24 protein-coding genes, 1 pseudogene and 1 riboswitch are annotated in these 23961 nt (G+C 74.0%); of the genes and pseudogenes, 5 read left to right on the plus strand and 20 right to left on the minus strand.

Features of this window, described 5'->3' with window-relative positions; translation table 11 throughout:
• Positions 1–545: pseudogene (locus tag ABZW03_RS14635) on the plus strand (hypothetical protein); the annotation flags it as partial.
• A gap of 78 nt (positions 546–623) precedes the next feature.
• Here ABZW03_RS14635 and ABZW03_RS14640 read toward each other — a convergent pair.
• The gene (locus tag ABZW03_RS14640; RefSeq protein WP_355256811.1) at positions 624–1958 is read right to left on the minus strand and encodes a glycoside hydrolase family 16 protein; all 1335 of its coding nucleotides are present in this window, start codon (positions 1956–1958) and stop codon (positions 624–626) included.
• Position 1959: 1 nt separating this feature from the next.
• Positions 1960–2148, minus strand: a riboswitch (cyclic di-AMP (ydaO/yuaA leader).
• Positions 2149–2553: 405 nt separating this feature from the next.
• On the opposite strand from ABZW03_RS14640, the gene ABZW03_RS14645 reads away from it, so the two are divergent.
• Entirely contained in the window at positions 2554–2883 is a 330-nt protein-coding gene (locus tag ABZW03_RS14645; protein ID WP_224275159.1) for a MoaF N-terminal domain-containing protein, read from the plus strand.
• A 162-nt stretch (positions 2884–3045) separates the two neighbouring features.
• Here ABZW03_RS14645 and ABZW03_RS14650 read toward each other — a convergent pair whose 3' ends face one another.
• Together ABZW03_RS14650 and ABZW03_RS14655 are read right to left on the minus strand one after the other, a co-directional pair.
• Positions 3046–4188: an alpha/beta hydrolase-fold protein gene (locus ABZW03_RS14650; protein WP_355256815.1), complete on the minus strand. Its 1143-nt coding sequence runs from the start codon at positions 4186–4188 to the stop codon at positions 3046–3048.
• Positions 4189–4483: 295 nt separating this feature from the next.
• The gene (locus ABZW03_RS14655) at positions 4484–5104 is read right to left on the minus strand and encodes a TetR family transcriptional regulator (protein ID WP_355256818.1); all 621 of its coding nucleotides are present in this window, start codon (positions 5102–5104) and stop codon (positions 4484–4486) included.
• A 137-nt stretch (positions 5105–5241) separates the two neighbouring features.
• On the opposite strand from ABZW03_RS14655, the gene ABZW03_RS14660 reads away from it, so the two are divergent.
• Positions 5242–6006, plus strand: a complete 765-nt coding sequence (locus tag ABZW03_RS14660) for an SDR family oxidoreductase (RefSeq protein ID WP_355256821.1) — start codon at positions 5242–5244, stop codon at positions 6004–6006.
• 139 nt (positions 6007–6145) lie between these two features.
• Here ABZW03_RS14660 and ABZW03_RS14665 read toward each other — a convergent pair whose 3' ends face one another.
• The 6 genes from ABZW03_RS14665 to ABZW03_RS14690 form a co-directional block, all read right to left on the minus strand.
• Complete coding sequence (locus ABZW03_RS14665) at positions 6146–6631, minus strand: GNAT family N-acetyltransferase (protein WP_355256863.1); 486 nt, start codon at positions 6629–6631, stop codon at positions 6146–6148.
• A gap of 217 nt (positions 6632–6848) precedes the next feature.
• The gene (locus ABZW03_RS14670) at positions 6849–7838 is read right to left on the minus strand and encodes a phosphotriesterase (protein WP_355256824.1); all 990 of its coding nucleotides are present in this window, start codon (positions 7836–7838) and stop codon (positions 6849–6851) included.
• On the minus strand, positions 7835–8365 hold the full coding sequence (locus ABZW03_RS14675; RefSeq protein ID WP_355256827.1) for a carboxymuconolactone decarboxylase family protein: 531 nt from the start codon (positions 8363–8365) through the stop codon (positions 7835–7837). The genes ABZW03_RS14670 and ABZW03_RS14675 overlap by 4 nt, the downstream gene beginning before the upstream one ends.
• A gap of 17 nt (positions 8366–8382) precedes the next feature.
• Positions 8383–9012, minus strand: a complete 630-nt coding sequence (locus tag ABZW03_RS14680) for a DUF4865 family protein (RefSeq protein ID WP_355256830.1) — start codon at positions 9010–9012, stop codon at positions 8383–8385.
• Between the two features lie 139 nt (positions 9013–9151).
• A complete protein-coding gene (locus tag ABZW03_RS14685; protein WP_355256833.1) occupies positions 9152–9718 on the minus strand; it encodes a TetR/AcrR family transcriptional regulator in 567 nt (188 codons plus the stop codon).
• Between the two features lie 269 nt (positions 9719–9987).
• Entirely contained in the window at positions 9988–11007 is a 1020-nt protein-coding gene (locus tag ABZW03_RS14690) for an LLM class flavin-dependent oxidoreductase (protein ID WP_355256836.1), read from the minus strand.
• A gap of 500 nt (positions 11008–11507) precedes the next feature.
• Here ABZW03_RS14690 and ABZW03_RS14695 point away from each other — a divergent pair, with 500 nt between their 5' ends.
• On the plus strand, positions 11508–12500 hold the full coding sequence (locus ABZW03_RS14695) for an aldo/keto reductase (RefSeq protein WP_355256838.1): 993 nt from the start codon (positions 11508–11510) through the stop codon (positions 12498–12500).
• A 169-nt stretch (positions 12501–12669) separates the two neighbouring features.
• On the opposite strand, the gene ABZW03_RS14700 is transcribed toward ABZW03_RS14695, so the two are convergent.
• The 6 genes from ABZW03_RS14700 to ABZW03_RS14725 all read right to left on the minus strand — a co-directional run bounded on the left by ABZW03_RS14700 (position 12670) and on the right by ABZW03_RS14725 (position 18583).
• Positions 12670–13779 carry an LLM class flavin-dependent oxidoreductase gene (locus ABZW03_RS14700; protein WP_355256841.1) on the minus strand — a complete coding sequence of 370 codons (1110 nt, stop codon included), beginning with the start codon at positions 13777–13779 and terminating at the stop codon, positions 12670–12672.
• A 3-nt stretch (positions 13780–13782) separates the two neighbouring features.
• On the minus strand, positions 13783–14688 hold the full coding sequence (locus ABZW03_RS14705) for an ABC transporter substrate-binding protein (RefSeq protein ID WP_355256844.1): 906 nt from the start codon (positions 14686–14688) through the stop codon (positions 13783–13785).
• A gap of 87 nt (positions 14689–14775) precedes the next feature.
• On the minus strand, positions 14776–15558 hold the full coding sequence (locus ABZW03_RS14710) for an ABC transporter ATP-binding protein (protein WP_355256847.1): 783 nt from the start codon (positions 15556–15558) through the stop codon (positions 14776–14778).
• Positions 15555–16421: an ABC transporter permease gene (locus ABZW03_RS14715; protein ID WP_355256850.1), complete on the minus strand. Its 867-nt coding sequence runs from the start codon at positions 16419–16421 to the stop codon at positions 15555–15557. The genes ABZW03_RS14710 and ABZW03_RS14715 overlap by 4 nt, the downstream gene beginning before the upstream one ends.
• Complete coding sequence (locus tag ABZW03_RS14720; RefSeq protein WP_355256853.1) at positions 16418–17443, minus strand: ABC transporter substrate-binding protein; 1026 nt, start codon at positions 17441–17443, stop codon at positions 16418–16420. Before ABZW03_RS14720 ends, ABZW03_RS14715 begins: the two co-directional genes overlap by 4 nt.
• Positions 17444–17521: 78 nt before the next feature.
• Positions 17522–18583, minus strand: a complete 1062-nt coding sequence (locus ABZW03_RS14725) for an ABC transporter substrate-binding protein (RefSeq protein WP_355256866.1) — start codon at positions 18581–18583, stop codon at positions 17522–17524.
• Between the two features lie 439 nt (positions 18584–19022).
• On the opposite strand from ABZW03_RS14725, the gene ABZW03_RS14730 reads away from it, so the two are divergent.
• Positions 19023–19805, plus strand: coding sequence for an IclR family transcriptional regulator (locus ABZW03_RS14730; protein WP_355256856.1), 783 nt, complete (start codon positions 19023–19025; stop codon positions 19803–19805).
• Positions 19806–20037: 232 nt separating this feature from the next.
• Here ABZW03_RS14730 and ABZW03_RS14735 read toward each other — a convergent pair whose 3' ends face one another.
• From ABZW03_RS14735 to ABZW03_RS14755, 5 genes are all read right to left on the minus strand, one after another.
• Positions 20038–20616, minus strand: coding sequence for a winged helix-turn-helix domain-containing protein (locus ABZW03_RS14735; RefSeq protein WP_355256869.1), 579 nt, complete (start codon positions 20614–20616; stop codon positions 20038–20040).
• A gap of 802 nt (positions 20617–21418) precedes the next feature.
• Positions 21419–21586: a hypothetical protein gene (locus ABZW03_RS14740; RefSeq protein ID WP_355256859.1), complete on the minus strand. Its 168-nt coding sequence runs from the start codon at positions 21584–21586 to the stop codon at positions 21419–21421.
• A 462-nt stretch (positions 21587–22048) separates the two neighbouring features.
• Positions 22049–22600 (minus strand): ATP/GTP-binding protein, encoded by a 552-nt coding sequence (locus ABZW03_RS14745; RefSeq protein ID WP_355256872.1) that lies wholly within the window; start codon positions 22598–22600, stop codon positions 22049–22051.
• Between the two features lie 82 nt (positions 22601–22682).
• Positions 22683–23012: a DUF742 domain-containing protein gene (locus tag ABZW03_RS14750; RefSeq protein ID WP_355256875.1), complete on the minus strand. Its 330-nt coding sequence runs from the start codon at positions 23010–23012 to the stop codon at positions 22683–22685.
• A 293-nt stretch (positions 23013–23305) separates the two neighbouring features.
• Entirely contained in the window at positions 23306–23725 is a 420-nt protein-coding gene (locus ABZW03_RS14755; protein ID WP_049652175.1) for a roadblock/LC7 domain-containing protein, read from the minus strand.
• Positions 23726–23961 lie beyond the last annotated feature (236 nt).

The following is a 23961-nucleotide window of genomic DNA, read 5'->3' on the forward strand; positions in this document are numbered from 1 at the left end:
CGCCCTCGCCGCCCGTGCCCACCCCCCGGCCGGCCCCGGCGACGCCCGGGACGGCAACCGGACCCGGTGCCGGATCCGGCACCGGGACCGGTTCCGAGACGTCCGGGGTCTCCACGCTGCCCGCGCCGGCCGCCGCCCGGCCGTCCAACTCCGACCTGGAGGTGGTCCGGCTCGACCCGGACCCGGCCGCGCCCGGTGGCACCACCACCGTCCACGCCTTCGTCGGCAACGGGGGCCCGGACACCACCGCCTCCCCGTTCACGGTCACGGTCACCCTGCCGGCGGGCGTCCGCCCGGAGGGCCCGTACTTCCCGTCCGACTGCCAGGTGCTGAACAACGGCCGCACCGTGCGGTGCGTGTTCGCTCCCGGGCTGCCGGAGGGGCGCAGCGCCACCGCCCTCATCCCGGTCCGACTCGACCCGGGGCTGCCGGTGGGCCGGTTGAGCGGCGGCTCGGTCGCGGTGCGCAGCGCGGACGACCGGAACGAGAGCAACAACCGGCAGCCGTTCGACATCACGGTGGTCGAGACGGCCGCCCGTTCCTGAGCCACGCGGTCCCGCCGGCCGGAGCGGCGCCCTGTCGGCGGGACCGTCCGGCCGGCGGGACCCGGCTGTCGCCCCGGTCTACCGGTAGACGCGGACGTAGTCGGCGGCGAAGGTGATCGGGGCGGTCCCCTGCGGCGCGGGGTGGTACTGCCCCGCGCACACCGAGAGGTTGAGGATCAGGTACGCCGACCAGTTGGCGCCGACGCCCTTGCCGTCCGAGAAGACCTTGACGCCGTTGACGTACCAGTCCACCGAGCCGGCGCCGTAGTAGGTGCCGATGGTCACCCACTGGTCCTTCGCGATCGCGCTCGCGTCGGTGTAGTACTTCCCGTTGCCCGGGTTGACGTGGTTGGTCAGCTCCAGCAGGTTCGGGTTGTCGGGGTGGTACTCGAAGGAGTCGACCTCCCCGTTGCCGTTCTTCCAGGTCCACAGGGCGGGCCAGGCGCCGGTGCCGGCGGGCAGCTTGACCCGGGTCTCGGCGTAGTCGCCGGTCCTGACCTGGAAGCCCTCGCTGGAGCCCTCGGTGGTCAGGAAGCCGGTGTTCCAGGACGGCTTGCCGTTCTCCAGGGCCGGCCCGCCGGACGTGGCGGTGAAGGTGGCGACCCCGTTGGCGACGCTGACGTTGTTCCGGTTCAGCCAGTCGAGCTTGTTGTCGTCCGGGTTGTGGTTGCCGTACCGGTACGCGGTGCTCTTGTCGCCGACCCAGCGCTGGCCCCAGCTGATCGCGCCGTTGAACTCGTCCGACCAGGTCAGCGCCTTGCCGGCGACCGGGGAGGTCGGCGCCGGGGTGCTCGGGCCGGCGGTGGCGCTCGGGGTGCTGGTCGGGGTGCTGCTCGGGGTGCTGCTCGGCGTCGGGGTCGGCGTGGCCGTCGGGGTCGCCGTCGGGGCCGGGGCCGGGGTCGGCGTGGACGTCCCGGTGGCGGAGACCACCAGCTGCTGCGAGGGCAGGTTGTGCCAGATCCCGCCGAGGTCCTGCCAGAAGCCGAACTGGGTGTACGTCCCGGCGGGCAGGGTGCGCGCACCGCTGGTGAAGTCGACCCCGCTCGGGCAGATCTGCACGTTGGAGGCGTTGCCGGGGAAGTCGAGGTTGGTGCCGCGCGCGTCGCGCACGCCCACGCCGACGGTCTTCGCGGTGAAGCAGGCCGAGGAGTGCAGGCGCAGCGAGGCGGTGGTGGCCTTGCCCGCGACCATGGTGGCGGGGGCGAGCCGGTCCTGGGTGACGGTCGGCGCGGTGGCGGCCTGGGCGCCGCTGACGGACGGCAGGCCGAGCAGGCCGGCGCCGCTGATGGCGAGCGCCCCGGTGGCGGCGAGGGCGGCGTTGCGGCCGCGGTGGGACGGACGGGCGTGGCGCGGTCCACCACGGCGGGCGGACGCGGGCGCGGGCCGGTGCGTGGAGCTGGCAGGTTTGGGCATGGGGTGACCTCGGCGACGCCTGCGAGGTGAGCTGTCGGGTTCGGGCTGAGGTCGCCCGGCCGCCTGTGGAACGGCTTCACCCCAAGGGCCTGTCGTCGACAGGCCCGAGCCGCACCCCGGACGCGGGAGCGTACGGGCCGGGCGCTGACCTTGGTTCCCCCGCTCCCGTCCGCTGTGGTGCTCGGTGACCCGCCGGCGGGTGGACAGGACTCGGCGTCCCGGCGGCGGGGTCCGCGACGGCGGACGACCGTTGCAGGCTAGGCAGGCCGTCCGTGAACGGACAACCCGGCCGGACCGGTTGTCGCACAGCTCACAGTGGTGTCGATCAACGACGCTGCGTGGCAGCCGAGTTGATCAGTTCCGGAAGCAGCCGGGCCAGGGGCGGATCGGGCGGCCGGCTCGGCCCGGGCCGGGACTGCCCGGCCCCGCCCCCGGGAGGGCTTCCGGCGCGGTGGCGGACCGTACCGTGGCGAGTACCTGACCGAGTGCGCCCGGTCGGATAAATTGGGACTCGGACATCATCCGCCGTGCACAAGAGCGGCGAGCGCGACCGGACGCTCGCCCCGACCAGACCGAGACGAGGACCCGCCCCACCATGACCGCGCCCCTGCCCGCCTTCGCCGGCCGCACCTACCTCTTCCGGGCCGACAACGGCGCGGCCTTCCGCAACACCTACTCGGCCGACGGCACGCGGCTGCGCTGGGAGGGCCTCGGCGAGTCCGCGGGCCAGTGGGAGGACGTGCGGCTGCACGTCGCCGAGGTCGCGCCGGAGATCTACTTCGTCAGCTGGACGGAGCAGAGCGGGATCACCGTCAGCCATGTGATGGACCTCGGCAAGCTGACGGTGCGGGCCTTCTGGACCTTCGAGGGCGAGGGCGGCCGGGTCGGCGAGCTGCACACCGGGACGCTGGAGCGGGTGGCCTGAGCGGCGGGACCGCCGGGCGGGAGCCGCTCCGCTCCTGAACGACCGAACCCCCGGGGCTGCGGCTCCGGGGGTTCGATCGCTTGCGGGTACCGCGTGGCGTTGCGGATGTTCCGCGTGACGCCGTTCCCGGTCGGGACCCGGTCGGAACCCGGTCGGATCCGGTCAGACGGTCTGGTTCGGCACCTTGAGGTGCTGGGACAGCCACTCCAGCGAGGAGGGCAGCAGGGCGCTCCAGGTCTCGAAGTTGTGGCCGCCGTTCTCCAGCATGCTGTACGAGACCTTCATCGGGCTCTGCACCGCGTCGACGAACGCCTCGGTCTCCTGCCGGTAGCCGCCGTCGCCCTTCTTGGTGCCGGCCAGCAGCACGGACACCTTCGGCTGCGGCAGGTTCCTCAGCCGCCACATCAGGTTGGCCTCGTCGCGGCGCTGCTTGCTGCCGCCGAAGAGGTCACCCGTGGTCGGGTCGTCGGCGGCGTCGTAGTAGCCGGAGAGGGCGACGGCGGTCGGGAAGACGTCCGGGTGGCGCATGGCCAGCTTGAGCGCGCAGTAGCCGCCGGTCGAGTTGCCCATGAAGGCCCAGGCCTGCGGGTCGCCGGAGACCCGGTAGCTGGCCTGGATCGCCGAGGGCACGTCCTTGGTGAAGTAGGTGTCGGACTGCGGGCCGTTCGGGACGTCCTCGCACTCGGTGTCCTGCGGCAGCGCGGGCGAGGGGCGCACCAGCACCATGACGGTCGGCTGCATCCGCCCTTCCTGCAGCAGCTTGAGCGCGGCGCCCGGGTAGTTGAAGCGGGTGATCAGGTTCTCGGCGATTCCTGGGAATCCGGTGCTGACGATCACGGCCGGGAACTGCTTCTGCGCGTACTCCGGCTGGAAGTACTGCGGGGGCAGGTAGACGTATCCCTCGGTGGACAGCCGGCTGACCGCGCCGTCGATCCGGACCTTGCGGATCTCGCCGGACTGGCTCGGCTCGCGGCCCATCGCGCCGCCGCCCTTGACCGCGGCCTGGCCCATCGTCTCCACCATCAGTCGGCCGGAGGCGTCCGCCTTGTTGTGGATGACCACCGGCCCGGTGTCGCCGGTGCCCAGCAGGTCGTCCCAACTGCTGTAGAAGGCGAAGTAGTTGTTCGCGACCAGGCCGAGCGCGGCGAGCACCGCGAGCTGGGTGGCGAGCAGCGCGCCGATCCGGCCGAGCACCGCCTGCCAGCTCTTCTTCGCGAGTCTCGGCCACAACCAGACCGTGCCGACCATCATCACGACCGCGATCAGTGCGGTCAGCGCCAACACCTTGTGGCTCGTCAGACCCATGTCCTGCTTGCTCCCACGCCTCGAACTCCAGCCCCCTCCGCTGGGGACATCCGAGGAGGTCATCCCGGTTCCCCCCGCCGGGGCGCGAGGATCAACCCTAACGCCGGCTGGGAGGAAGCTGAGCGCGGCTGGGAGGTGACGGGGAGCGGGGCTGACAGATGACAACTTTCAGATAACAGATTTCGAAAGTTGTCATCTGAAATCTGTTAGCTGAAATCTGTCAGCTGTCGGTTGTCGGCTGTCAGCCGATGCCTGCGGGCCACGGGCGACGGGCGACGGGCGACGGGCGACGGGCTCAGCCCACTCGCTCCCAGAGCCGCAGCCCCGCCGTGAGCTCGCGCATGCAGCGCGCGCCGAGGTCCTGCGGCGAGCCCGGACCGTCGAGGGGCGCGTCGGAGGAGGCCCACTGCTCCAGCGCCACCCGGATCGCCGCGGTCGCGGCGGCGGCCGCCAGCCGGATCTCCAGCGGATCGGTGCCGTCCGGGCAGCGCTCGGCGAGGGCGCCCCTCAGCCGCTCCTCCGAGTCGGCGTGGACGCGCTGCCAGGTGGCGTTCAGCTTCGGGTCGCGCAGCAGGCCGCGGGTCCACCGCATCATCTCGACCCGCGCCTCGTCGGCCGGGGCAAGCGACGCGACCGCCGCGCGCTCCAGCGCCTCCCGCGGCGGCAGGTCGGCGGGGCTCGCCGCGAACAGCTCCACCCACTCCCGCCCGCCGGCCGCGAGCAGCGGGGCGACGGCGTCCTCCTTGACGGAGAAGTACCGGTAGAAGGTGCGCAGCGAGATGCCCGCCGCGAGGGCGATCTCCTCGGCGGTGGTCGCCTCCGCCCCCCGCTCGGCGAAGAGCGCGGCGGCGGTACGGGCGATCTCCAGCCTGGTGGCCTCACGGCGGCGCTGGGTCAGGGTCGGGCGTCCGGTCACCGGGCCAGCCTACGCAGGTGGATGCCAAGGTGGCATGCCACGACGGGGCGACACGAAGAGACTTTTTGGCACGATGTGCCATATCGGCGTACCGTGTCATCCGAGGTCGGGGGGCCACGAACGAACGGAGTACCACCATGGAGCGCTTCAGCGGACGGAACGTCCTGATCACCGGCGGCGGCTCGGGCATCGGTCAGGCCACCGTGCACCGGATCCTCGCCGAGGGCGGGACGGTCGTCGCCGTCGACGTCGACGAGGACGGCCTGAAGCGGACCCTGGACCGCGCCACCGCCGAGGGCACCGCGGACCGCCTGGCCGTCCGGGTGCTGGACGTCTCGGACGAGGCGGCCGTCGTCACGGGCGTCGCCGAGGCGGTCGCCGGCCTGGGCGGGCTGGACGTCCTGGTCAACGCGGCCGGCATCCTCCGCTCCTCGCACACCCACGAGACCAGCCTGGAGTTCTGGAACAAGCTCCTCGCGGTGAACCTGACCGGCACCTTCCTGATGACTCGCGAGGCGCTCCCCGCGCTGCTCGCCGGCGGCAAGAGCGTGGTGGTCAACTTCAGCTCCACCTCCGCGGGCTTCGCCCACCCCTACATGGCCGCGTACGCCGCGACCAAGGGCGGCATCCAGTCCTTCACCCACGCCATCGCCTCGGAGTACTCGAAGCAGGGCCTGCGCGCGGTCTGCGTCGCGCCGGGCAGCATCGACAGCGGCATGACCCACAACCCGGGTCTGCCCGCCGACGCCGACCTCAGCCTGCTGGCCAAGCTCTCCCCCGCCCTCGGCCAGGGCTTCGCCGGCCCGGAGACGGTGGCCGGCGTGATCGCCATGCTCGCCTCCGAGGACGGCGCCTTCGTCACCGGCACCGAGCTCCGCATCGACGGCGGCACCCACATGTGACCCGACGGGCCGACCAGCCCGGTCGACCCGACGGTCCGGTGGGAGGCGGAGCCTGTGCCGCCCCCCGTACGGCACAGGCCCCGCCTCCGTCTCTCCCGGTGCCACGGTCGGGGTTCCGAACCGGGTGCGGCGGCAGCGGTCACCCCAAGGGCTTCGCCAGGAGGAGTTCCCGGGTGACCCCGTCGGCGAGCAGATCGCCGGGCTGCGCGAGCCGGGCGAAGCCGTGGCGACGGTAGAGCGCGAGCGCCGCGTCGTTGCCGGGGAGCACGGCGAGGCGCAGCTCGGTACCGCCGTCGGCCCGGGCCCAGCGCTCGACCTCCTCGATCAGCCGGTCCGCCACGCCCCGGCCTCGCGCCCTCGGGGCGACCCAGAGCGAGCGCAACTCCCGTACGCCGTCCGGTGATCCGGGCATCCCGCCGACCAGACCGACCGGCTCGTCGCCCAGCACGGCCGCGACGTGGTGGGCGTCCGCACGGCGGAGCCGGTCGTGCCAACGGTCCTCGCCGCCCTGCCGCCAGTCGGCGAGGCCGGCCTTGAAGGCCTCGGGCGCATCGGTCAGGGCGGCGAGGCGGAGGTCCCGCCAGAGCGGCCAGTCGGCGGTCGTGAGGGTTCGAAGCGTCAACATCACCATGGGCGGCACCGTAGAGCGCGGTCCTGGCCGCCGTCAGGCCGATTGCCCACCTGCGGTTCGTCCACCTTCAGCCTCCAGGTCCGACGGCAGTTCGGGGTGTCCGGTTCGGCGGCCGCGGTCGCCCCGGGCAGGCCGTCCGCCGTCGGCAGCGCCGCGCACCCGGGGACGGCCGCAGCGGCAACGGCCTTGGCAGCGGGCGGGGTTCGGGGCGTTACGGCGTGCGCCAGTCGGCGGCGAAGGCGGCGGCCGGGTTGGTGGTGAGGAGCAGTTCGGGCAGGTCGGGGCCGTAGCTGCGGGCGAGGCGTGGGGCGAGGTCGGTGAGCAGGCGGACCGGGCCACCGGCCGCGCGGGCGGTCCGGGTGGTGGTGTCGGCGCCGAGCAGCAGTTGGGCGGCGTGACCCGCTTCGACCAGGTCGGCGATCACCTCGAAGGCCTGGTGGTCGGCCGGGTGGTTGGCCCGGGAGGGGCTGTCCAGGGCGAGGTAGGCGCCCTCGGCGGCCAGGGTGCGGTGCAGCGCGCGGTCGGGCAGCCGGGTGAGGTGGCCGAGGATGATCCGGTCGGGCCGGACGCCGTGCCGGTCGTGCAGTTGCTCCAGGATCCAGTGCGGAGCCCCGTCGGCTTCGAGGTGGACCGCGATCGGGGCGCCGGTGGCGTGGTGGGCCTCGGCGGCCGCGGCCAGCGTCCACCGGGTGTGCCGACTGGCGGGCCCGGCGTCGCTCGCGACCTTGATCAGTCCGGCCCGGACCCCCTCGGGCGCGCCGGGCAGAGCGGTGGTGAGCTCGGCGACGAAACGTTCCGCCAGATCCGCGTACGGGCCGGGGCGCTCGGCCGACTCGACGCCGGCTTCGGGGAATCCGGGAAGCCCAGCGGCTTCGGGGAATCCGGGGAAGGTGCCCGGCGGGTAGTGGACCGCCTGGTGCGCGCCGGTGGCGGCGACGATCCGGACACCGGTCCTGCGGGAGAGCGCGGCGAGCGAGTCCGCGCCCCGGCCCAGGCCGAACGGGGTCCACTGGACGAAGGTGCGGCCACCGGCGGCGGCGTAGGCGCGCAGGACCTCCTCGGCGGCGGCCGGGTCGTCCAGCTCCTGACCGGGGAGCAGCGGGCTGCGGATGAAGAGGTGGTCGTGGGAGTCGGTGACGCCGAGGTCGGCGGGGTCCAGGTCACCGAGGACGGTGCGGACAGTACGGACGGTGCGGCTCATGCCCGGACCCCCGGGGTGACGCTCCCGGCGGTCTCAGCTGCCTCGGCGACGTCGCGGGTCTCGGAGACGTCGCCATTCTCGGCACTCTCGGCACGGGTGGCGGTCTCGGCACGGGTGGCGGTTTCGGTGAAGGTAGCGGTGGCGACGCGCAGGCCGGCCAGGGCCTTGGGGAGGCCTACGTACGGGGCGAGGTGGACCATCACCTCGGTGATCTCCGCCTCCGTCAGGCCGATCCGGCGGCAGTAGCGGACGTGGTCGGCGAGTTGCGGCTCGACGCCGCCGAGGGCGGTGAGGGCGGCCAGGTTGGCGATCTGGCGGTCGCGCAGGGCGAGGCCGGGCCGCTGGTAGGTGCCGCCGAAGAGGCTGGTGACGATCCAGTCGGGGAAGCCGGGGGCGAGGGCGTCCAGGCCGCCGAGGGTGGCGGCGGCGCCCGGACCGGCGAGGTCGGCGAGCAGGGCGTGGCCGGCCTCGCGGTCGAGCGGGGCCCGGGTGAGGTCGGTGCCGGCGGGAGCGGTCGCGGGGGACATCGGAGCGGTGGGTCCTTTCACCAGTGGCGGCCGGCCGGCAGCCGGTCGAGTTCGGGGCGGGACAGGTGCAGCACCTGGTAGCGGATGCCGGGCACGTCCTCGGGCGCCGGGCCGTGCCAGAGGGCGAAGCGGAGCAGCTCCCAGCGGCTCGGGTCGACGGCCACGGCGGCGGTGTGCAGGGCCGGGTGCGCCGGCAGGTCGGCGAGCGCCCGTTCGACCGCCTCGGCCGGATCGGCGGCTTCCGGCAGCCGTACGGTCTCGCGGGTGGCGGTGGTCGGCGGCCCGGCCTGCTCCCCCGCAGCCGCCGAGGCCGCCGACGTCGGCGCGGTTGCCGAGGCCACCGACCCGCCGTGGGCCAGTCCGGCGCCGAGCCAGTGCCGGACGGCGGGGCGGCCGAAGTCGCCGCTCAGGCCGCGGAAGCCCGGCCCCCAGAGGAAGCTGTTCATGCCCTCGGCGGTGCGCCAGAGGTAGAACGGCGCGTACTGGTTGACGGGCGAGCCCTGCCGGCCGCGCTCGCGGACCAGGTAGGCCTTGAGGCCGAGGCCCGGGTACGCGTCGAGCAGGTGGCCCTTGTCGGCGACGCGCCGGCGGATGACGCCCATGTCGTAGTCGGCGGGGAGGGTGATCTCGTACTGCATGGCGTGCACGGCGGGGCTCCTCGGGTTCGACGGGCTCGGTGGACGGGCTCGGTGGACGGCTTCTGCGGGCGGGCTCTGCGGGCGGGCTCTGCGGACGGGCCAGGTGGACGGGCCGGTAGGCAGGCTCCGCGGACGGGCTCGTGGACCGTCAGGCCGTGCGGTGCGCCGCGAGCAGGCCGAGGGCGCCGCGGACGGCCCGGTCGAACGGCTCGGCGCTGTCGGCGGCGCGGGCCAGGACGTAGCCGCCCTGGACGACGGCGACCACGGCGGCGGCGGTGTCGGCCGGATCGAGGGCGGGGGCGAACTCGCCGTCCGCCTGGCCTTCGGCGATCAGTCCGGCGATCCGGCCGCGCAGCCAGTCGAAGGTCTCCTCGACCGGCGCGCGCAGCTGCGGGTCGGCGACCACGTCCGGGTCCTGGGCCATCCGGCCGATCCGGCAGCCGCGCAGGACGTCGCGGTCGCGGTGCAGGTAGGCGGCGATCCGGTCGTACGCGGTGCCGGGGGCGGCGAGGTCGGCCTCGGCCACGCCCCGCATCTGCTCGGCGCTGCGGCGCAGGGCGGCGGCCGCGAGGTCGGGCTTGCCGGTGAAGTGGTGGTACATGCTGCCCTGCCCGACCCCGGAGCGCTGCTGGATGGCCTTGGGGCTGGTGCCGACGTAGCCGCGCTCCCAGAGGAGGGCCTGGGTGCTCTCGATGAGACGGTCCTGGGTGCTCATGCGGATCACTGTACATACCAGTAGGTACAGAGTTCCAGTGCGGGCCCGGTTTCCGGGGATCGCTCCGGAGGCCCTCACCGGGCGGAAACGGTTGAGGGCCGTGCGCCGCCCCCCGGCGGCCACGGCCCCTCGACCGTTCGTCATCCCCCGCACCGCCGAACGGCATTCCGGCGCGCCTGGTGGCGCGCGTCACGTCACGGACGGTGTCCGGCGTCACGCCGGGTAGGGGCGCACGGCGCAATGCGCGGGCGGGCGCCGGGCCCGCGCGGCTACGGCAGCGCGCGCCGGATCTCCGGGGCCACCTCGCTCGCGAACAGCTCCAGTTGCGCGCGCTGCGCGCCCTCGGTGAGCGCGTCCACCCCGATGCCGACCACCTCGTTGCCGAAGGCCTCGTGGTAGCGGTGGATCTTCTCGATCACCTGCTGCGGGCTGCCGACCAGCGCCGATCCGCGCTCCAGCGCGTCCTCCAGCGACGTGAACGGCGAGTTGTTGTGCCGACCGGCGGCCGAGTCGAACAGCGCGTTCCAGTACGGGCGAAAGCCCTCGACGGCGTCCTGAGAGCGCTTGGCGACGTACAGTCCGCCGAAGCCCGCCCCCACCCTGGCCCGCTCCGGGTCGTGCCCGTAGTGCTCCCAGCGCTCGCGGTAGTGCTCGACCAGTGCCCGGTACTTCTCCAGCGGGTGGAAGGAGTTGGCGGAGAAGAGCGGGTCGCCGTGGCGGGCGGCGAGGTCGGTGGACCGCGTGCTGGTCGCGCTGCCGTGCCACACCGGGATCGGGTCCTGGAACGGGCGGGGCCAGACCGTGGCGTCCCGCAGCGGCGGACGGGTCGAGCCCTCCCAGGTGACCTTCTCCTCGCGCCAGAGCCTGCGCAGCAGACCGTAGTTCTCGGCGAGTGCCTCCCACTGGCGCTCCTCGGGGAGGCCGAACAGCCCGAAGTGGCGCGGGTCGTTGCCCTTGCCGATGATCAACTCCAGGCGTCCGCCGGAGAGTTGGTCGAGCATCGCGTAGTCCTCGGCGGCCCGGACCGGGTCGAGCACGCTGAGCACCGTCACCGTGGTGAACAGCCGGATGGTGGAGGTGCGGGCGGCGATGGCGCTGAGCAGCAGGGGCGGCGTGGGGGAGAGGAACGGCTCGCCGTGCCGCTCCCCCACGCCGTAGCCGTCGTAGCCGAGTTGTTCGGCGAGGACCGCCTGGTCGATGACGTTGTGCAGCTTCTGCTGCGGGGTGCGCCGGGCGCCGGTGACCGGGTCGGGGGCGTTGGCGACGAGGGACGAGACGGTGAACCGCACGGCGGTCTCCTTGGACGCTCGGGGCTGGCTTGGGTCGGGCCCCGGAGGGGCACGGGAGGGGCTCGGGTCTGGCCCTGGACGGGCACGGGAGGGGCTCGGGTCTGGCCCTGGACCGGCCATCGATCGGTCGGGGTTCGGCCGGGGATCGGCCATGGATCGGCCGGGAGGGACCTGGACGGGTCGGGCGAGCGGCGCGGAGCGCGGGGAGTCGGAGCGCGGTCCGGCGCGTGCGCTCGCGCGGGCGGCACCGGTGGAACGGCTGACGGGAGCGGGCGGCGGGCCGCCGGGGCGGCAGGGCGCGCGGGTGGTGTCAGCGGCCGGTGCTGCGGTGGCGGCGGCGACAACAACAACAGCGGGCTGCGGTGACGGTCAGGGCCGTGGTCCGGACTGCCATCTCGCCTCCCTCGCCTCGCACGCACACGATCCTCCGCGAGCATAGGCACCGGCCGGAAACGGGGCAAGGGCTTGATCAGGCCCGCCCGACTGGCAGGATGTCCGGCATGAGCTACCTCGCCGCGGATGACCGCTATGACTCGATGACCTACCGGAAGGCCGGCAACAGCGGCGTCCAGCTGCCCGCCGTCTCGCTCGGGCTCTGGCACAACTTCGGCGACGCCCAGCCGCTGGAGGTCCAGCGGGCGGTGCTGCGCCGCGCCTTCGACCGGGGCGTCACCCATTTCGACCTGGCGAACAACTACGGCCCGCCGTACGGCAGCGCCGAGCGCAACTTCGGCCACCTGTTCGCCCAGGACTTCCGGCCCTACCGGGACGAGCTGTTCATCGCCACCAAGGCCGGCTGGGACATGTGGCCCGGCCCGTACGGCAACGGCGGCAGCCGCAAGTACCTGCTGGCCAGCCTCGACCAGTCGCTGGGCCGGATGGGGCTGGACTACGTCGACGTCTTCTACTCCCACCGGTACGACCCGGAGACCCCGATCGAGGAGACGATGGGGGCGCTGGACAGCGCGGTGCGCTCGGGCCGGGCGCTGTACGCCGCGATCTCCAACTACCCGGCGGAGCAGCACCGGGAGGCGGTGGCGATCCTGCGTGAGCTGGGGACGCCGGTGCTGATGAACCAGTCGGCGTACTCGATCCTCAACCGGACCGTGGAGGACGGCGGCGTGCTGGACGCGGTGGGCGACACCCGGACCAATCTGATCGCCTACTCGCCGCTGGCCCAGGGGCTGCTGACTGACCGCTACCTGTCCGGGGCGGTGCCGGCCGGCTCGCGGATGTCGGTCGGGAAGTTCCTCACCGAGCAGGCGCTGACCGACGCGAAGCTGGAGCAGCTGCGGGCGCTGGCCAAGGTCGCCGAGCGGCGCGGGCAGACGCTGGCGCAGCTGGCGCTGTGCTGGGTGCTGCGGGACCCGCGGGTGGTCTCGGTGATCATCGGCGCGAGCAGCGTGGCCCAGCTGGACCAGAACCTCGACGCGCTGGCGGGCGGGCCGCTGACGGCGGAGGAGCTGGCGGAGATCGACCGGCTGAGCCGCTGAGGGCGGACGGGCCGCAGTAGGCGGTCGGCGGTCGGCAGTCGGTGGTAGGCGGTCGGCGGTCGGGCCCGGTGGTGGAGGGCTGACAGCCGGCGCGTGACGGACGACGGACGACAGCTGACAGATTTCAAAATCTGTCAGCTGTCGTCCGTCATCTGTTATCTGTTACTTGTCACCTGCCCGCCTGCCAGCCGCCGGCGCCGGCCGACGGCCGCTTGATGCCCAGGGCGGGCAGAACCGTTTCTGCAACCCGGTGGGCCTCCTCCAGCAGCGGGTTGCCCGAGAGGATGAAGGTGTCGACGCCCAGCGCCTCGAACTCCTGCAGCCGCTCGACCACCTGGGCGGTCGAGCCGACCACCGCCGTGCCGGGCCCCGGGCGGAACAGGCCCATCCCCGGCCAGAGGTTGGGGTGGGTCTCCAGCTCCCGGGCCCGCGCCGGCACCCGGCCGCCGTGCTGGCGGAACTGCCGCTGCCAGCCGACCCCGTCCTCCCCCTTCGCCCCGCCCAGCTGGCGCGCGTAGGTGGCCTCGCTGGTGACGTCCAGCAGCCGGTCGGCGGCCGCCCAGGCCTCGTCCTCGGTGTCGCGGACGATCAGGTGCAGCCGCAGCCCGATCCGCAGGGTCCGGCCGTGGGCGGCGGCACGCTCGCGGACCAGGTCCAGCTTCTCCTTGAGCAGGTGCGGCGGCTCGCCCCAGGTCAGGTAGACGTCCACGTGCTGGGCCGCCATCTCGATGCCGGCCGCCGAACTGCCGCCGAACCAGAGCGGGATGCCGCCGGGCTGCACCGGGGCGAGTTCGCGCAGGCTCGCGCCCGCGTTCCGCAGCTCGTAGAACTCGCCCTTGTGGTCGAAGACCTCACCGGCCGTGAGGCGCTTGACGATCGACCAGTACTCGCCGCTGAGCCGGTAGCGGTCGTCGTGCTCGACGTCCAGGCCGTACTCGCGCAGTTGCGCGGTCGAGCCGTTCACCACGTTGAAGCGCAGCCGGCCGCCGTGCAGGTGGTCGAAGCTGAGCGCCATCTTGGCCAGCAGGGTGGGCGAGACCAGCCCCGGGTGGACGGCCAGCAGCGGCTTGAAGGCCGGCGTGGTGGCGGCCGCGAGCGCGCTGCCGAGCGTCCAGACGTCGTACAGGTCGGTCGCGAGCAGGGCGCCGGTGTACCCCAGGCGCTCGACGCTGCCCGCGAGTTGCTGGAGGTAGCGGAGGTCCACCGGGCGGCGCCCGGCGGGCTCCCAGGGGTAGTGGCCCTCGCGCGGGATGATGTACCAGAGGACTTCGGCGGCCACGGGTCAGACCGCCTTCGCGAGCGCGGCGGCCACCGGGGCCTCCAGCGCGGGGAGGTGGGCGTCGGCGACGGTCAGCGCCCGGTCGATGAAGCCCACGCCGTGGAAGATGTCCGCGGCCTCCTGCTGCTCGGCGACGAACCCGGCGGTGGCGGGCTCCAGTCGCCACGGCAGCGCGCCCAGCGCGGACTTCCAGTCGGCGGCCGTGCCGCCCAGCTCCTCGGCGGCGATCGCGGCGGCGTCGGCCGGGTGGGCGGCCGCCCAGGCGTCCGCCCGGCGCAGCGCGGTCGCGATCGCGGCGACCACCTCGGGGCGCCCGGTCGCGAAGTCCCGGCGGGTGAAGAACACCGAGCGGTCGGTGATGACGTCACCGGTGCGGATCAGCTCGCGGAACTCCCCGGTACGGCGGGCGGCGGCGAGTTCGGCGCCCTGGGCGATCCAGCCGGCGATCTCGCCGTCGCGCAGCCGCTGCGCCTGGTCCTCGTCGGCCGCCGGACGCACCGGGGTGACGTCCGCGCCGTACGAGAGCCCCTGGGCGTGCAGGGCCTTGGCGAGCAGGTGGGTCTGCCAGGAGCCCACGGCGAGGACGACGGTGGCGCCCTTGAGGTCCGCGACCGTCCGCACCGGGCCGGAGTCCAGGACCAGCAGGGCGCCGTGGTCCGGGCGGGGTGCCGAGACCACCGCGTACACCAGGTCGTGGCCGGCCGCCTGCGCGGTGATCGGCGGGGTGGAGCCGGTGCCGCCGACGTCGATGACGCCCTCGGCGAGCAGCGCGCCGGTGCGGGTGCCGTCGGCGTAGTGGTGGAAGGCGCCGGTCTCGCCGAGCGGGGCCAGTTCCTCGTCCAGGTACGGGAGTCGGGCGAGGTAGTAGAGCGAGGGGTTGCTGGCGTGGACGCCGAGGGTGACGGTCATCTGGTCAACTCCGGTGGTGCGGGCTTGGTTTGTCGGACGTCGGGGGAAATCGGGAGATCGGAGCGGGAGTTCGGGAGGCCGCGGACGTCAGTGGACGCCGAGGTCGGCGAGCAGCCGGCGCCGCAGCTCGGCGAAGGCGGGGTCGGCCGGGTCGCGCGGGCGTTCGACGGCGACGGTCTCGTCCCGGGCGAGCAGGCCCTCGCGCAGCACCACGACCCGGTCGGCGAGCCGTACGGCCTCGTCCACGTCGTGGGTGACCAGCAGCACCGCCGGGCGGTGGCGGCGCACCAGGTCGCCGACGAGGTCCTGCATGCGCAGTCGGGTGAGCGCGTCCAGGGCGGCGAACGGTTCGTCGAGCAACAGGAGTTGCGGCTCCCGGACGAGGGCCCGGGCGAGCGCGACGCGCTGCGCCTCACCGCCCGAGAGGGTGGCCGGCCAAGCCTCGGCATGCCGCTCCAGGCCGACCTCGGCGAGGGCCTTCAGCCCGGTCTCCCGGGTGGCGGCGCCGCGCGGCAGGCCGACCGTGACATTGGCCAGCACCCGCTTGGACGGCACCAGCCGGGGCTCCTGGAAGACCACGGTACGGACCGGCGGGACGAGCACGGTGCCCTCGTCCGCCTGGTCGAGCGCCCCGAGGATCCGCAGCAGCGTGGTCTTGCCGGTGCCGCTGGCCCCCAGCAGGGCGACGAACTCGCCGCGGGCGATGGAGAGGTCGACCCCGTCGAGCACGGCTCGGGTGCCGAACACCCGGCGCAGACCGCGCAGATGGACGGCCGGGACGGCGCTCTCGGCTGCCGCGGCAGAAGCAGCCGCGACGGCGGAAGGGGACGAGGAGACCGGTGTGGCGGCGGTGGAGGTGTCGGCGGTCATCGGCCCGCTCCCTGGACGGCCTGGCGCCACGGCATCAGCACGCGCTCCAGGACTCGGACGATGCCGTCGGCGGTGAGGCCGAGCAGCCCGTAGATCAGGATGCAGACGGCGAGGACGTCGGTGCGCGAGTAGTTCTGCGCCTGGGCCATCAAGTAGCCGATGCCCTCGGTGGAGTTGATCTCCTCGGCGGCGATCAGGGCGATCACGCTGAGCGTCATCGACAGGCGCAGCCCGGACAGCAGTGAGGGCAGCGCGCCGGGCAGCACGACGGTGCGCACGATCGCCCAGCGGCCGAGGCCGAAGCTGCGCATCGCCTCGACCAGCTTGCGGTCGGTGCTGCGGACCCCGCCGGAGGCGGACACGTACATCGGGAAGCTGGTGGCGACCCCGATCAGGGCGACCTTCGCGGTCTCGGTGATGCCGAACCACACCATGAACAGCGGGACGAGGGCCAGGAACGGCACGGTGCGCAGGACCTGGATCGCGGAGTCGAGCAACTCCTCGCCGAGACGGGTGAATCCGGTGACCACACCGAGCACCAGACCGGCGGTCGCGCCGAAGAACAGGCCGAGTCCGGCGCGGGTGAGGGAGACGGACAGGGCGTCGGTCAGCTGGCCGTTGCCCCACAACTCCCCCACCGCCTGGGCGACCTGGGCGGGCGAGGCGAGCACGTCCTGGGTGAGCGCGCCGGTGGCGGAGGCCAGGGCCCAGCCGCCGAGCAGGGCGAGCGGTCCGACGGTGCGCAGGGTCACGGCGAGCGCGCGGGGGCGGGGCCGGTGCCGCCGGCTCCGCGGGGCGACCAGTCCGGCCGCCAGCGCCGCCCGGGTGTCCTCCGGCGTGAACTTCTCGGCCGTGGCGGTCACTTGGCACCGCCCCCGAGCTTGTCGACGTCGATCAGGTAGGGCTTGACGTCCACCAGCTGCTTGGTGACCTTCTGGTCGGCGAAGAACTGGGCCACCGTGCCGAAGCGGGCGATGTCGGCCTCGGAGATGGCGCCGGCCGGGGTGCCCTGCTTGCTGACGTTCACCGCGACCTCCTTCTCGGCCGGGGTGACGGCGGTCGGACCGGCGTCGGTGAACACGTTGAGGTAGCCGGCCGGGTCGGCCTTCTCCTTCTCGCCGTTCTCCCGCAGATAGGTGTAGAAGGCCTTGACCACCTCGGGGTGCCGGTCGGCGAAGCCGTTGCGCACGGCCCAGACCGCGTAGTTGTCGGATCCCACCTCCTGGCCGTTGACCAGGAAGTGCGCACCGGCGTTGGCGATGGCGGGCGTCGAGAAGGTGTTCCAGGTCGCCCAGGCGTCCACCTGACCGGAGTTGAAGACGCCGGAGGTCTGGTCGGCGCGCAGGTAGACCCGCTCCACCTTGTCGGCCGGGACGCCGTTCTTCGCGAGCGCCTTGAGCAGCAGGTACTCGCTGGTGCCGCCCTGGGAGACGGCGACCTTCCGGCCGACCAGGTCCTGGACGGACTTGACGGGCGAGTCGTTCTTCACCAGGATCCCCTCGCCGACGCCGTCGGGCGCGGTCTGGGCGAACAGCTTGAAGCCGGGCTTCTGGGCGAGCGCCGCGACGGCCGAGGTGATCGATCCCTGGGCGACGTCCAGCTGGTCGGCGGAGAGGGCCTGGGCGGCGGGGGCGAAGGGGCCGGCGCTGCCGGTCCAGGCGACCTTGGCGTGAACGGCGGCGAGGGCCCGGTCCAGCGATCCGTCCTTCTTGCCGCGGGCGAGGAAGCCGTTGTTGCCGGGGTCGGGCAACCGGAGCACCACGTCGGCCTTGCCACCGGCCGCGCCTCCGGCGGACCCGGCTCCGTCGGCGGACGAGCCGCAGGCGGCCAGGGCGGTGGAGGCGAGCAGCGCGGTGGCGGCGAGGGCGAGTCGGGGGGTCTTCACGGGGGTCTCCAAGGGAGTGACAGATGACAGCCGACAACTGACAGCTGACAACTTTTGAAATCTGTTGGTTGAACGCTGTTACCTGAAGTCTGTGATCCGGGCCTCGCCGCCCCCGCCACCCGCACCGGCGTCCTCACTCGCACGCCGCAGCCGCAGCAGCTCACGGGCCGCGCGGAGCGGCTCGAGGTCGGCCCAGGCCTGGACGTCCACCGGCGCGGCGAGGAAGCCCTGCTCACCGAGGAATCGTTCCTGCAGCGCCAGCAGCTCCAGCCGCTCCGCCGACAGGTCCAGGTGCAGGGTGCGGTGGCCACCGGCCGCATAGGCCCCGGCGACGCCCTCGGCCCCGGCACCGGTCTCGGCCTGCAGGATCCGGCCCACCTCCGCCGGGTGCCCCGCCGCCCAGTCCGCGGCCTCCAGCAGCACCGCGAGGAAGCGGGCGACCAGCTCGGGGTGCTCGTCCAGCAGCCGCTGGTGGACGGTGATCGGCCGGGGCGTGCCGTTGTTGACCCGGGCCCGGCGGTCCGGCACCGCGTCCAGCTCCACGGCCACCTCCGCACCGATCCGGCGGGCCGCCTCCACGGCGAGCGCCCCCTTCACGTACACCGCGTCCACCCTGCCGTCCCGCAGCGCGGCCAGCTCGGCGGACCACTGCCCGCCACCCGGGATCCCCGGGATGTCCACCGGTTCGGCGTCCGCCAGGGTGAGGCCCGCGAGCCCGAGGGCGCCGCGGAGGCCGGCCAGTGCCATGGCCCGCCAGAAGTCGATGCCGATGTCATGATGTGGCACCGCCAGCCGCAGTCCGCGCAGCTGCCCGGGCTCGGTGATGCCGCTGCCCGCCCGGACCAGCACCACCTGGCGCTCCTCGATCCAGGTGAGGCCGATCAGCCGGGTCGCCTCGCCGCGCGAACGGGCCCACAGCGCGGGGACGTTGCCGCCCTCCCGGAACAGGCCGGTCAGCGCGTGGGTGTAGTGGTGGTCTGCGGCCACCTCGGGCGGAGCGTCCTGCAGCGAACGGACGGCGATCCCGTCGGCGGCGAACTCCCGGGCGAGCCAACCCTGGTCGGCGGCGATCCCGGTCGCGGTGGGCACCGGGCAGCGGGTGAACCAGAGGGTGTCGGGCAGCGGGGAGGCGTTCTGGATGCGACTGGACAACGGAGTTGGTCCTCCAGGGGGCTCCGGCAGGAGCCGGAGGAAATCGGAATCGGTCACCGCACGACGGCCCACGGGGCCTGGTGTGCAAGGGAGTTGTGCGCCACGATGCACAAGGGCCGGGCGGCTCGGGAGACGTCGGTCAGCGACAACAGGCGCGGGAGGGCAGACACCGGTGGGACGTCACGGTGCTTCTCCTTCCGCAGAGTCGGGGGTGGCGCCGGCTGGGCCGAGCGGCCGTCCGGTGCGATGCGAGGAGCGTTCCACGGCGGGCGAGCCGGAAGCAAGCCCTTGCCACATGGTGGGATCAGTTGTTCATCAACGCCATTCCATTGCAACGCCGTCGACACATGTCCGCAGCACCGGCTGTCCTACGCTGAGATTGCCTCCGGTCACCCGTCCGGAGTTCCGACCCGAAACGCGAGGTGCCATGGCCGAGGCCGCCACCGCCGTCCAGAGTCCGCCGGCCGGTGCGCAGGCCGTCCAGCGCGCGCTCGGACTGCTGCACTGCTTCCACGACAACGGCCCCGACCTGAGCGCCTCGGACCTGGCCCGCCGGATGGGCCTGTCGGTCTCCACCGCGCACCGGCTGGCCCGCACGCTGGTCAGCGCCGGGTTCCTGGAGCAGGACGAGCAGACCGCCCGCTACCGGCTCGGCCCGGCCGTCGCCGAACTCGGCCAGCTCACCTTCCACCAGCGCGGGTTGCACCTCGCCGGGCCGGAGCTGGAGCTGCTGTCCCGGCGCACCAAGGCGACCGCGGACCTGGCGATCCGCAGCGGCGCGCACGCGGTGATCCTGGTCGGCGGCTCCGTCCGCCCGGACACCGGGTTGGGCCTGCGCCGCCCGCTGCACTCCACCGCGCTCGGCAAGGTCCTGCTGGCCTGGCCCCGCCCGGGCGAGACGGCGCCGTCGGGGCTCGGCCCGCTACCCTCCTTCACCGACCGGACGATCACCGAACCAGCCGTCCTGGAGGAGGAGTTGGCGAAGGTCCGGACGGCCGGATACGCGCTCAACGACGGCGAGTCGGCCGCCGGGGTGCGGACGGTCGCCGTGCCCGTCCTGGACGGCACCGGACAGGCCCGGTTCGCCCTGGCGGTCCGGTCGACGCCCGCGCACCTGACCGACGACCGGCTGGACTGGTTCCTCGGCCACGCCCGCAGCTGCGCCGACGCCCTCGCCGTCCTCCTGCTGCCGCCGGACCAGCGCCGCTGACGGCCCGCCGGAACACGCCGAAAGCAGCGGGCCGCCCGTCCGTCTCCAGGACGAGCGGCCCACCGCTCCAACCGACCTGCGACGGCCGGTTCGTGACGATCGATCCGTGGCGACCGCTTCGGGACGACCTCCACGTGACGGCCGCTCCGAGACGACCCGCCCGGGACGGCCGCTCCGAGACGACCCGCCCGGGACGGCCGCTCCGGGACGACCGACCGGCGACGGCCTGCCGTCAGACGGTGGCCGGGGTGTACTTGTAGCCGACCCGACGGACCGTCACGATGGTGTCCCGGTAGGCCGATCCGAGCTTGCGGCGCAGCCGGGCGACGTGCACGTCGACCGTCCGCCCGTCCCCGACGTGGCCGTAGCCCCAGACCGCGGAGACCAGGTGGTCCCGGGTGTGCACCCGCTGCGGGTGCTCGGTGAGGTGGGCCAGCAGCTCGAACTCCAGGTAGGTGAGGTCGAGCAGCCGCCCGTCGACGTAGGCGTTGCGCCGCTCGGTGTCGACGGTGATGCCGCGCCCGGTCGGGCGCGCCGGGCGGACCCCCGTCACGGTCTGGCCGGCGGGCGCGCCGGCCGCCGGCTGCGCGGCGGGGGCCGCGGGAACCCCCGGTAGGCCGACGCCGCCGACGCTCCCCGCCGCCGGGCTCTCCGCCGGCACCAGGACCAGGTACCCGACCATCGGACTGCCGTTCACGCCGCCGAACTGCGTGCCGTACTGGGCGAGCAGCCCCTGCGGCAGCACGCCCTGCGGCAGGGCGGCGACGACGGCCGCGCCCTCGGGCAGCGCGGCCAGCAGCGCCTGGGGCACCTGCGGGACGGCCGCGCCCGGCGGGACGGCGGCGGGCACCGGGACGACCGCCGGACGAACCGGACCGGCGTGCGTCGCACCGACGTGCGCCGGAGCGACGCGGCCCGGACCGGCGTGTGACGGGGCGGTGTGGGACGGGCGGGCCGCCCCGGGCCAGCGGTCGGACACCGACGCCGGGGGAACGGACGGTCCCGCGGCCCCGGACGCGCCGGGACCGACCGGCGCGGCGGCGGGGACGGAGGAGACCGGCGGAACGGAGCGGACCGCGCGCAGGTGCGGGGTCGCGGTGGGCAGGGGCAGGATGGCCGTGGAGGAAGAAGACATGGTGTGCCGCTCATTTCGCGCGTGACGGACGGGGTGGAGTCGTCTGCGCGTCGACCGGGCGTACTGCCTGGGCTGGACCGGACCGAACCGGATCAGCGGGCGGAGGGCCGGGACGCGCTGGGCGAGCCGGGACACGTCTGATCGAACAGGTGCGGCTGCCGGGACGGCCAGAACGGTTCGAGGTCGAGGCGACCCCGTCGGCTGTCCACGGCGCGACTCGCGCACCGGTTCCACCGTCCGGTCCGTCCACCCGCGCGCATCGCGGGGGCCGACCCGGTCGTTCGGGTACGTCCGACGACGCCAGGGGTGGTGCTGAGGCAGACGATGTTCACTGGTGGTCTCTCCGCTGGGCGGGTCCGGTTGGTCGGCCGCGGGCACGCCCGACGGGCGGTCCGCTACGGCCTGGTCGACGGGTTTCGGCGGTGCGTCGGGCGGTCGGCCGGGTGGGCCGCGGGCGCCGGGGGACGTACCGGGAAGGTCAGGCCGGTCGGCGACAACACGCGCTGCAGATCAGCGCGTGGTCGATGTAGCGGCGGACGGTGAGCGCCGGATCGGCGGCACCGGTGACGGCGACGCCGGGCATGGGGGCAGCGGGCATCGTGGTACCGGGAACGGCGGTGATGATGCGTCGTCGGCCGACGGTCATCCTGCTGCCCTCCCCCTTCGTTCGCCACACGGCGGCGCACCGCTTCCGGTGCCCGCCGACGATGCCTCGCCGTTCGTCGAAGGCCCTCCGCCGGTCGCAACGCCCGTGTGAACGGGGCGTTTCCGGCGCTCCCGACGGCATGGCCGGGCGACCTTCAGACACAGAGCCTTCCACGGCCGGGCCCGTCTAGGCAACCTTCGGCGCGGTGATCGTCCGGAATGCGGACAGCGGTATGAGACGCCGGACGAAACGGGCTGGTCGGCGCGCTGACCTGCCGGATCGTCACACAACCCTCTGACGCCCTCCGTGCGGGCTCCGTGCGGGCTCCGTGCGAGCTCCGTTCGGGCTCCGTTCGGGCTCCGTCGAATCGGAGACGGCCCGGCAGTACCGCGGGAGCCGGGCCGGAGCCCGGCCGGGACCGATCCGCCGCCGCGCCGGAACCCAGCCGGAACCGCGCCGCGCTCAGGCGCCGACCGGGGCGCGGCGGTGCCGGAGGGCGGCGGCGTGCTCGACCAGCGCGACGAGCAGGTCCTTGCCGTCCTGCCGCAGCCGCGCGTCGCAGAGCAGCACCGGGATGTCCGGGTCGAGGTCGAGCGCCTCGCGGACCTCGTCCGGCGCGAACCGCTCGGTGCCCTCGAAGCAGTTCACCGCGACCAGGAACGGGATGCCGCGCTGCTCGAAGAAGTCGACCGAGGGGAAGCAGTCGGCCAGCCGCCGGGTGTCCGCGAGCACCAGGGCGCCGAGCGCGCCGCGGGCCAGTTCGTCCCAGACGAACCAGAACCGGTCCTGCCCGGGGGTGCCGAACAGGTAGAGCGCGAGGCCCGGCCGCAGGTCGATCCGGCCGAAGTCCATCGCGACGGTGGTGGTGCGCTTGGCCTCCACCCCCGAGGTGTCGTCCACCGGGCGGCCCAGCTCGCTGAGCTCCTCCTCGGTGCGCAGCGGCCGGATCTCGCTGACCGAGCCGACCAGGGTGGTCTTGCCCGCGCCGAAGCCGCCCGCGACCAGGATCTTCACCGCGACGGCCGGACCGCCGCGCCAGCGCGGGTCGTTGGCGTCCGCCGGGTGGGAGCTGGTGCCGCCCGGGCGGGAGCGGGGGTCAGAGCGCACGGAGTCCATTGATCACGTCTCGCAGCAGGCGCTCGTCCGGCAGCTCGGCGAGCGGAACGGGTCGGGTGACGCTGATCAGCTCGGCGTCGTAGAGGTCGCCGAGCAGCACCCGCACCACGCTGACCGGGAGGTCGGTGTAGGAGCCGAGCTCGGCGACGGAGAGGGGCTCGCGACGGCACAGGGTGAGCAGCGTCTGGTGTTCCGGGTCGAGGACGAGCGCGGGCACGGCCCCCGCGACCGGCCCGGGCTCGACGGCGGTGACCAGCGAGATCAGGTCGAACAGACCCTCCTCGACCGGCCGGGTGCGGCCGCGGGTCATCGAGTAGAGCCGGACCACCGGGCCGGCCTCGTCGTCGAACCAGCGGTCGTCGACCGGGGTGCGCGGCCGGAACAGGTCGACCTCGGGCCCGTCCAGGTCCGCCTCCGCCGGCCCGTCCTCCCGCGACGCCTCAGGGCCGTCCGGTCCGCCCGGGCCGCCTGGGCCGCCCGGGCCGTCGGCGGCGTTCGAACCGCCGACGCCGGACGGCCCGGGGGTGCCCACCGGCACCTGGGGGCCGTCCGGCGGCTCCGGGCCGTCCGGCACATCCGCCTTCGGATCCGCCATCGGACCGCTCATCTCACCGGCGGGGCGGTTTCGGTGCGCGGCTCGGCGGCCATGTGCTCGCCGACCCGCTTGACCAGCAGCGCCATCTCGTACGCGATCTGGCCGATGTCCGCCTCGGCCTCGCTCAGCACGGCCAGACAACTGCCGTCGCCGGCGGCCGTGATGAACAGGAAGGCCTCGTCCAGCTCGACCATGGTCTGCCGGACGCCGCCGACCTTGAAGTGCCCGCCGGCGCCCTTCGCCAGGCTGTGGAACCCGGCGGCGACGGCGGCCAGGTGCTCGGCGTCCTCGCGGTCGAGGTCGCGGGAGGCACCGGTGGCCAGGCCGTCGTTGGAGAGGATCACCGCGTGCCGCAGGGCCGCGACGCGCCCCACCAAGTCGTCCAGGAGCCAGTTGAGGTCCCCGGACGACTGCATCGACGTGGTCATGAATCAGTTCCTTCCGCTGGAGCGGGTGGTGCGGGTGGTGCGGGCACAACAGGTGGTTCGGGTACGGCGGGTGGTGCGGGTACGACGGGTGGCGCGGGCGCGCCGGGGTCCGGGCTCCGGCGGACCGGCTGCCCGGGCGGCACCCGGCGGACGAGCGGCGCCCGGCCGGTGTCCGGCGAGCGCCCGCTACAAGAACAGCCCCATTTTTTTCCTAAGTAGGAAGAGCCTGCGTCACA

The organism is Kitasatospora sp. NPDC004799 (assembly GCF_040609095.1).
Taxonomy (GTDB): domain Bacteria; phylum Actinomycetota; class Actinomycetes; order Streptomycetales; family Streptomycetaceae; genus Kitasatospora.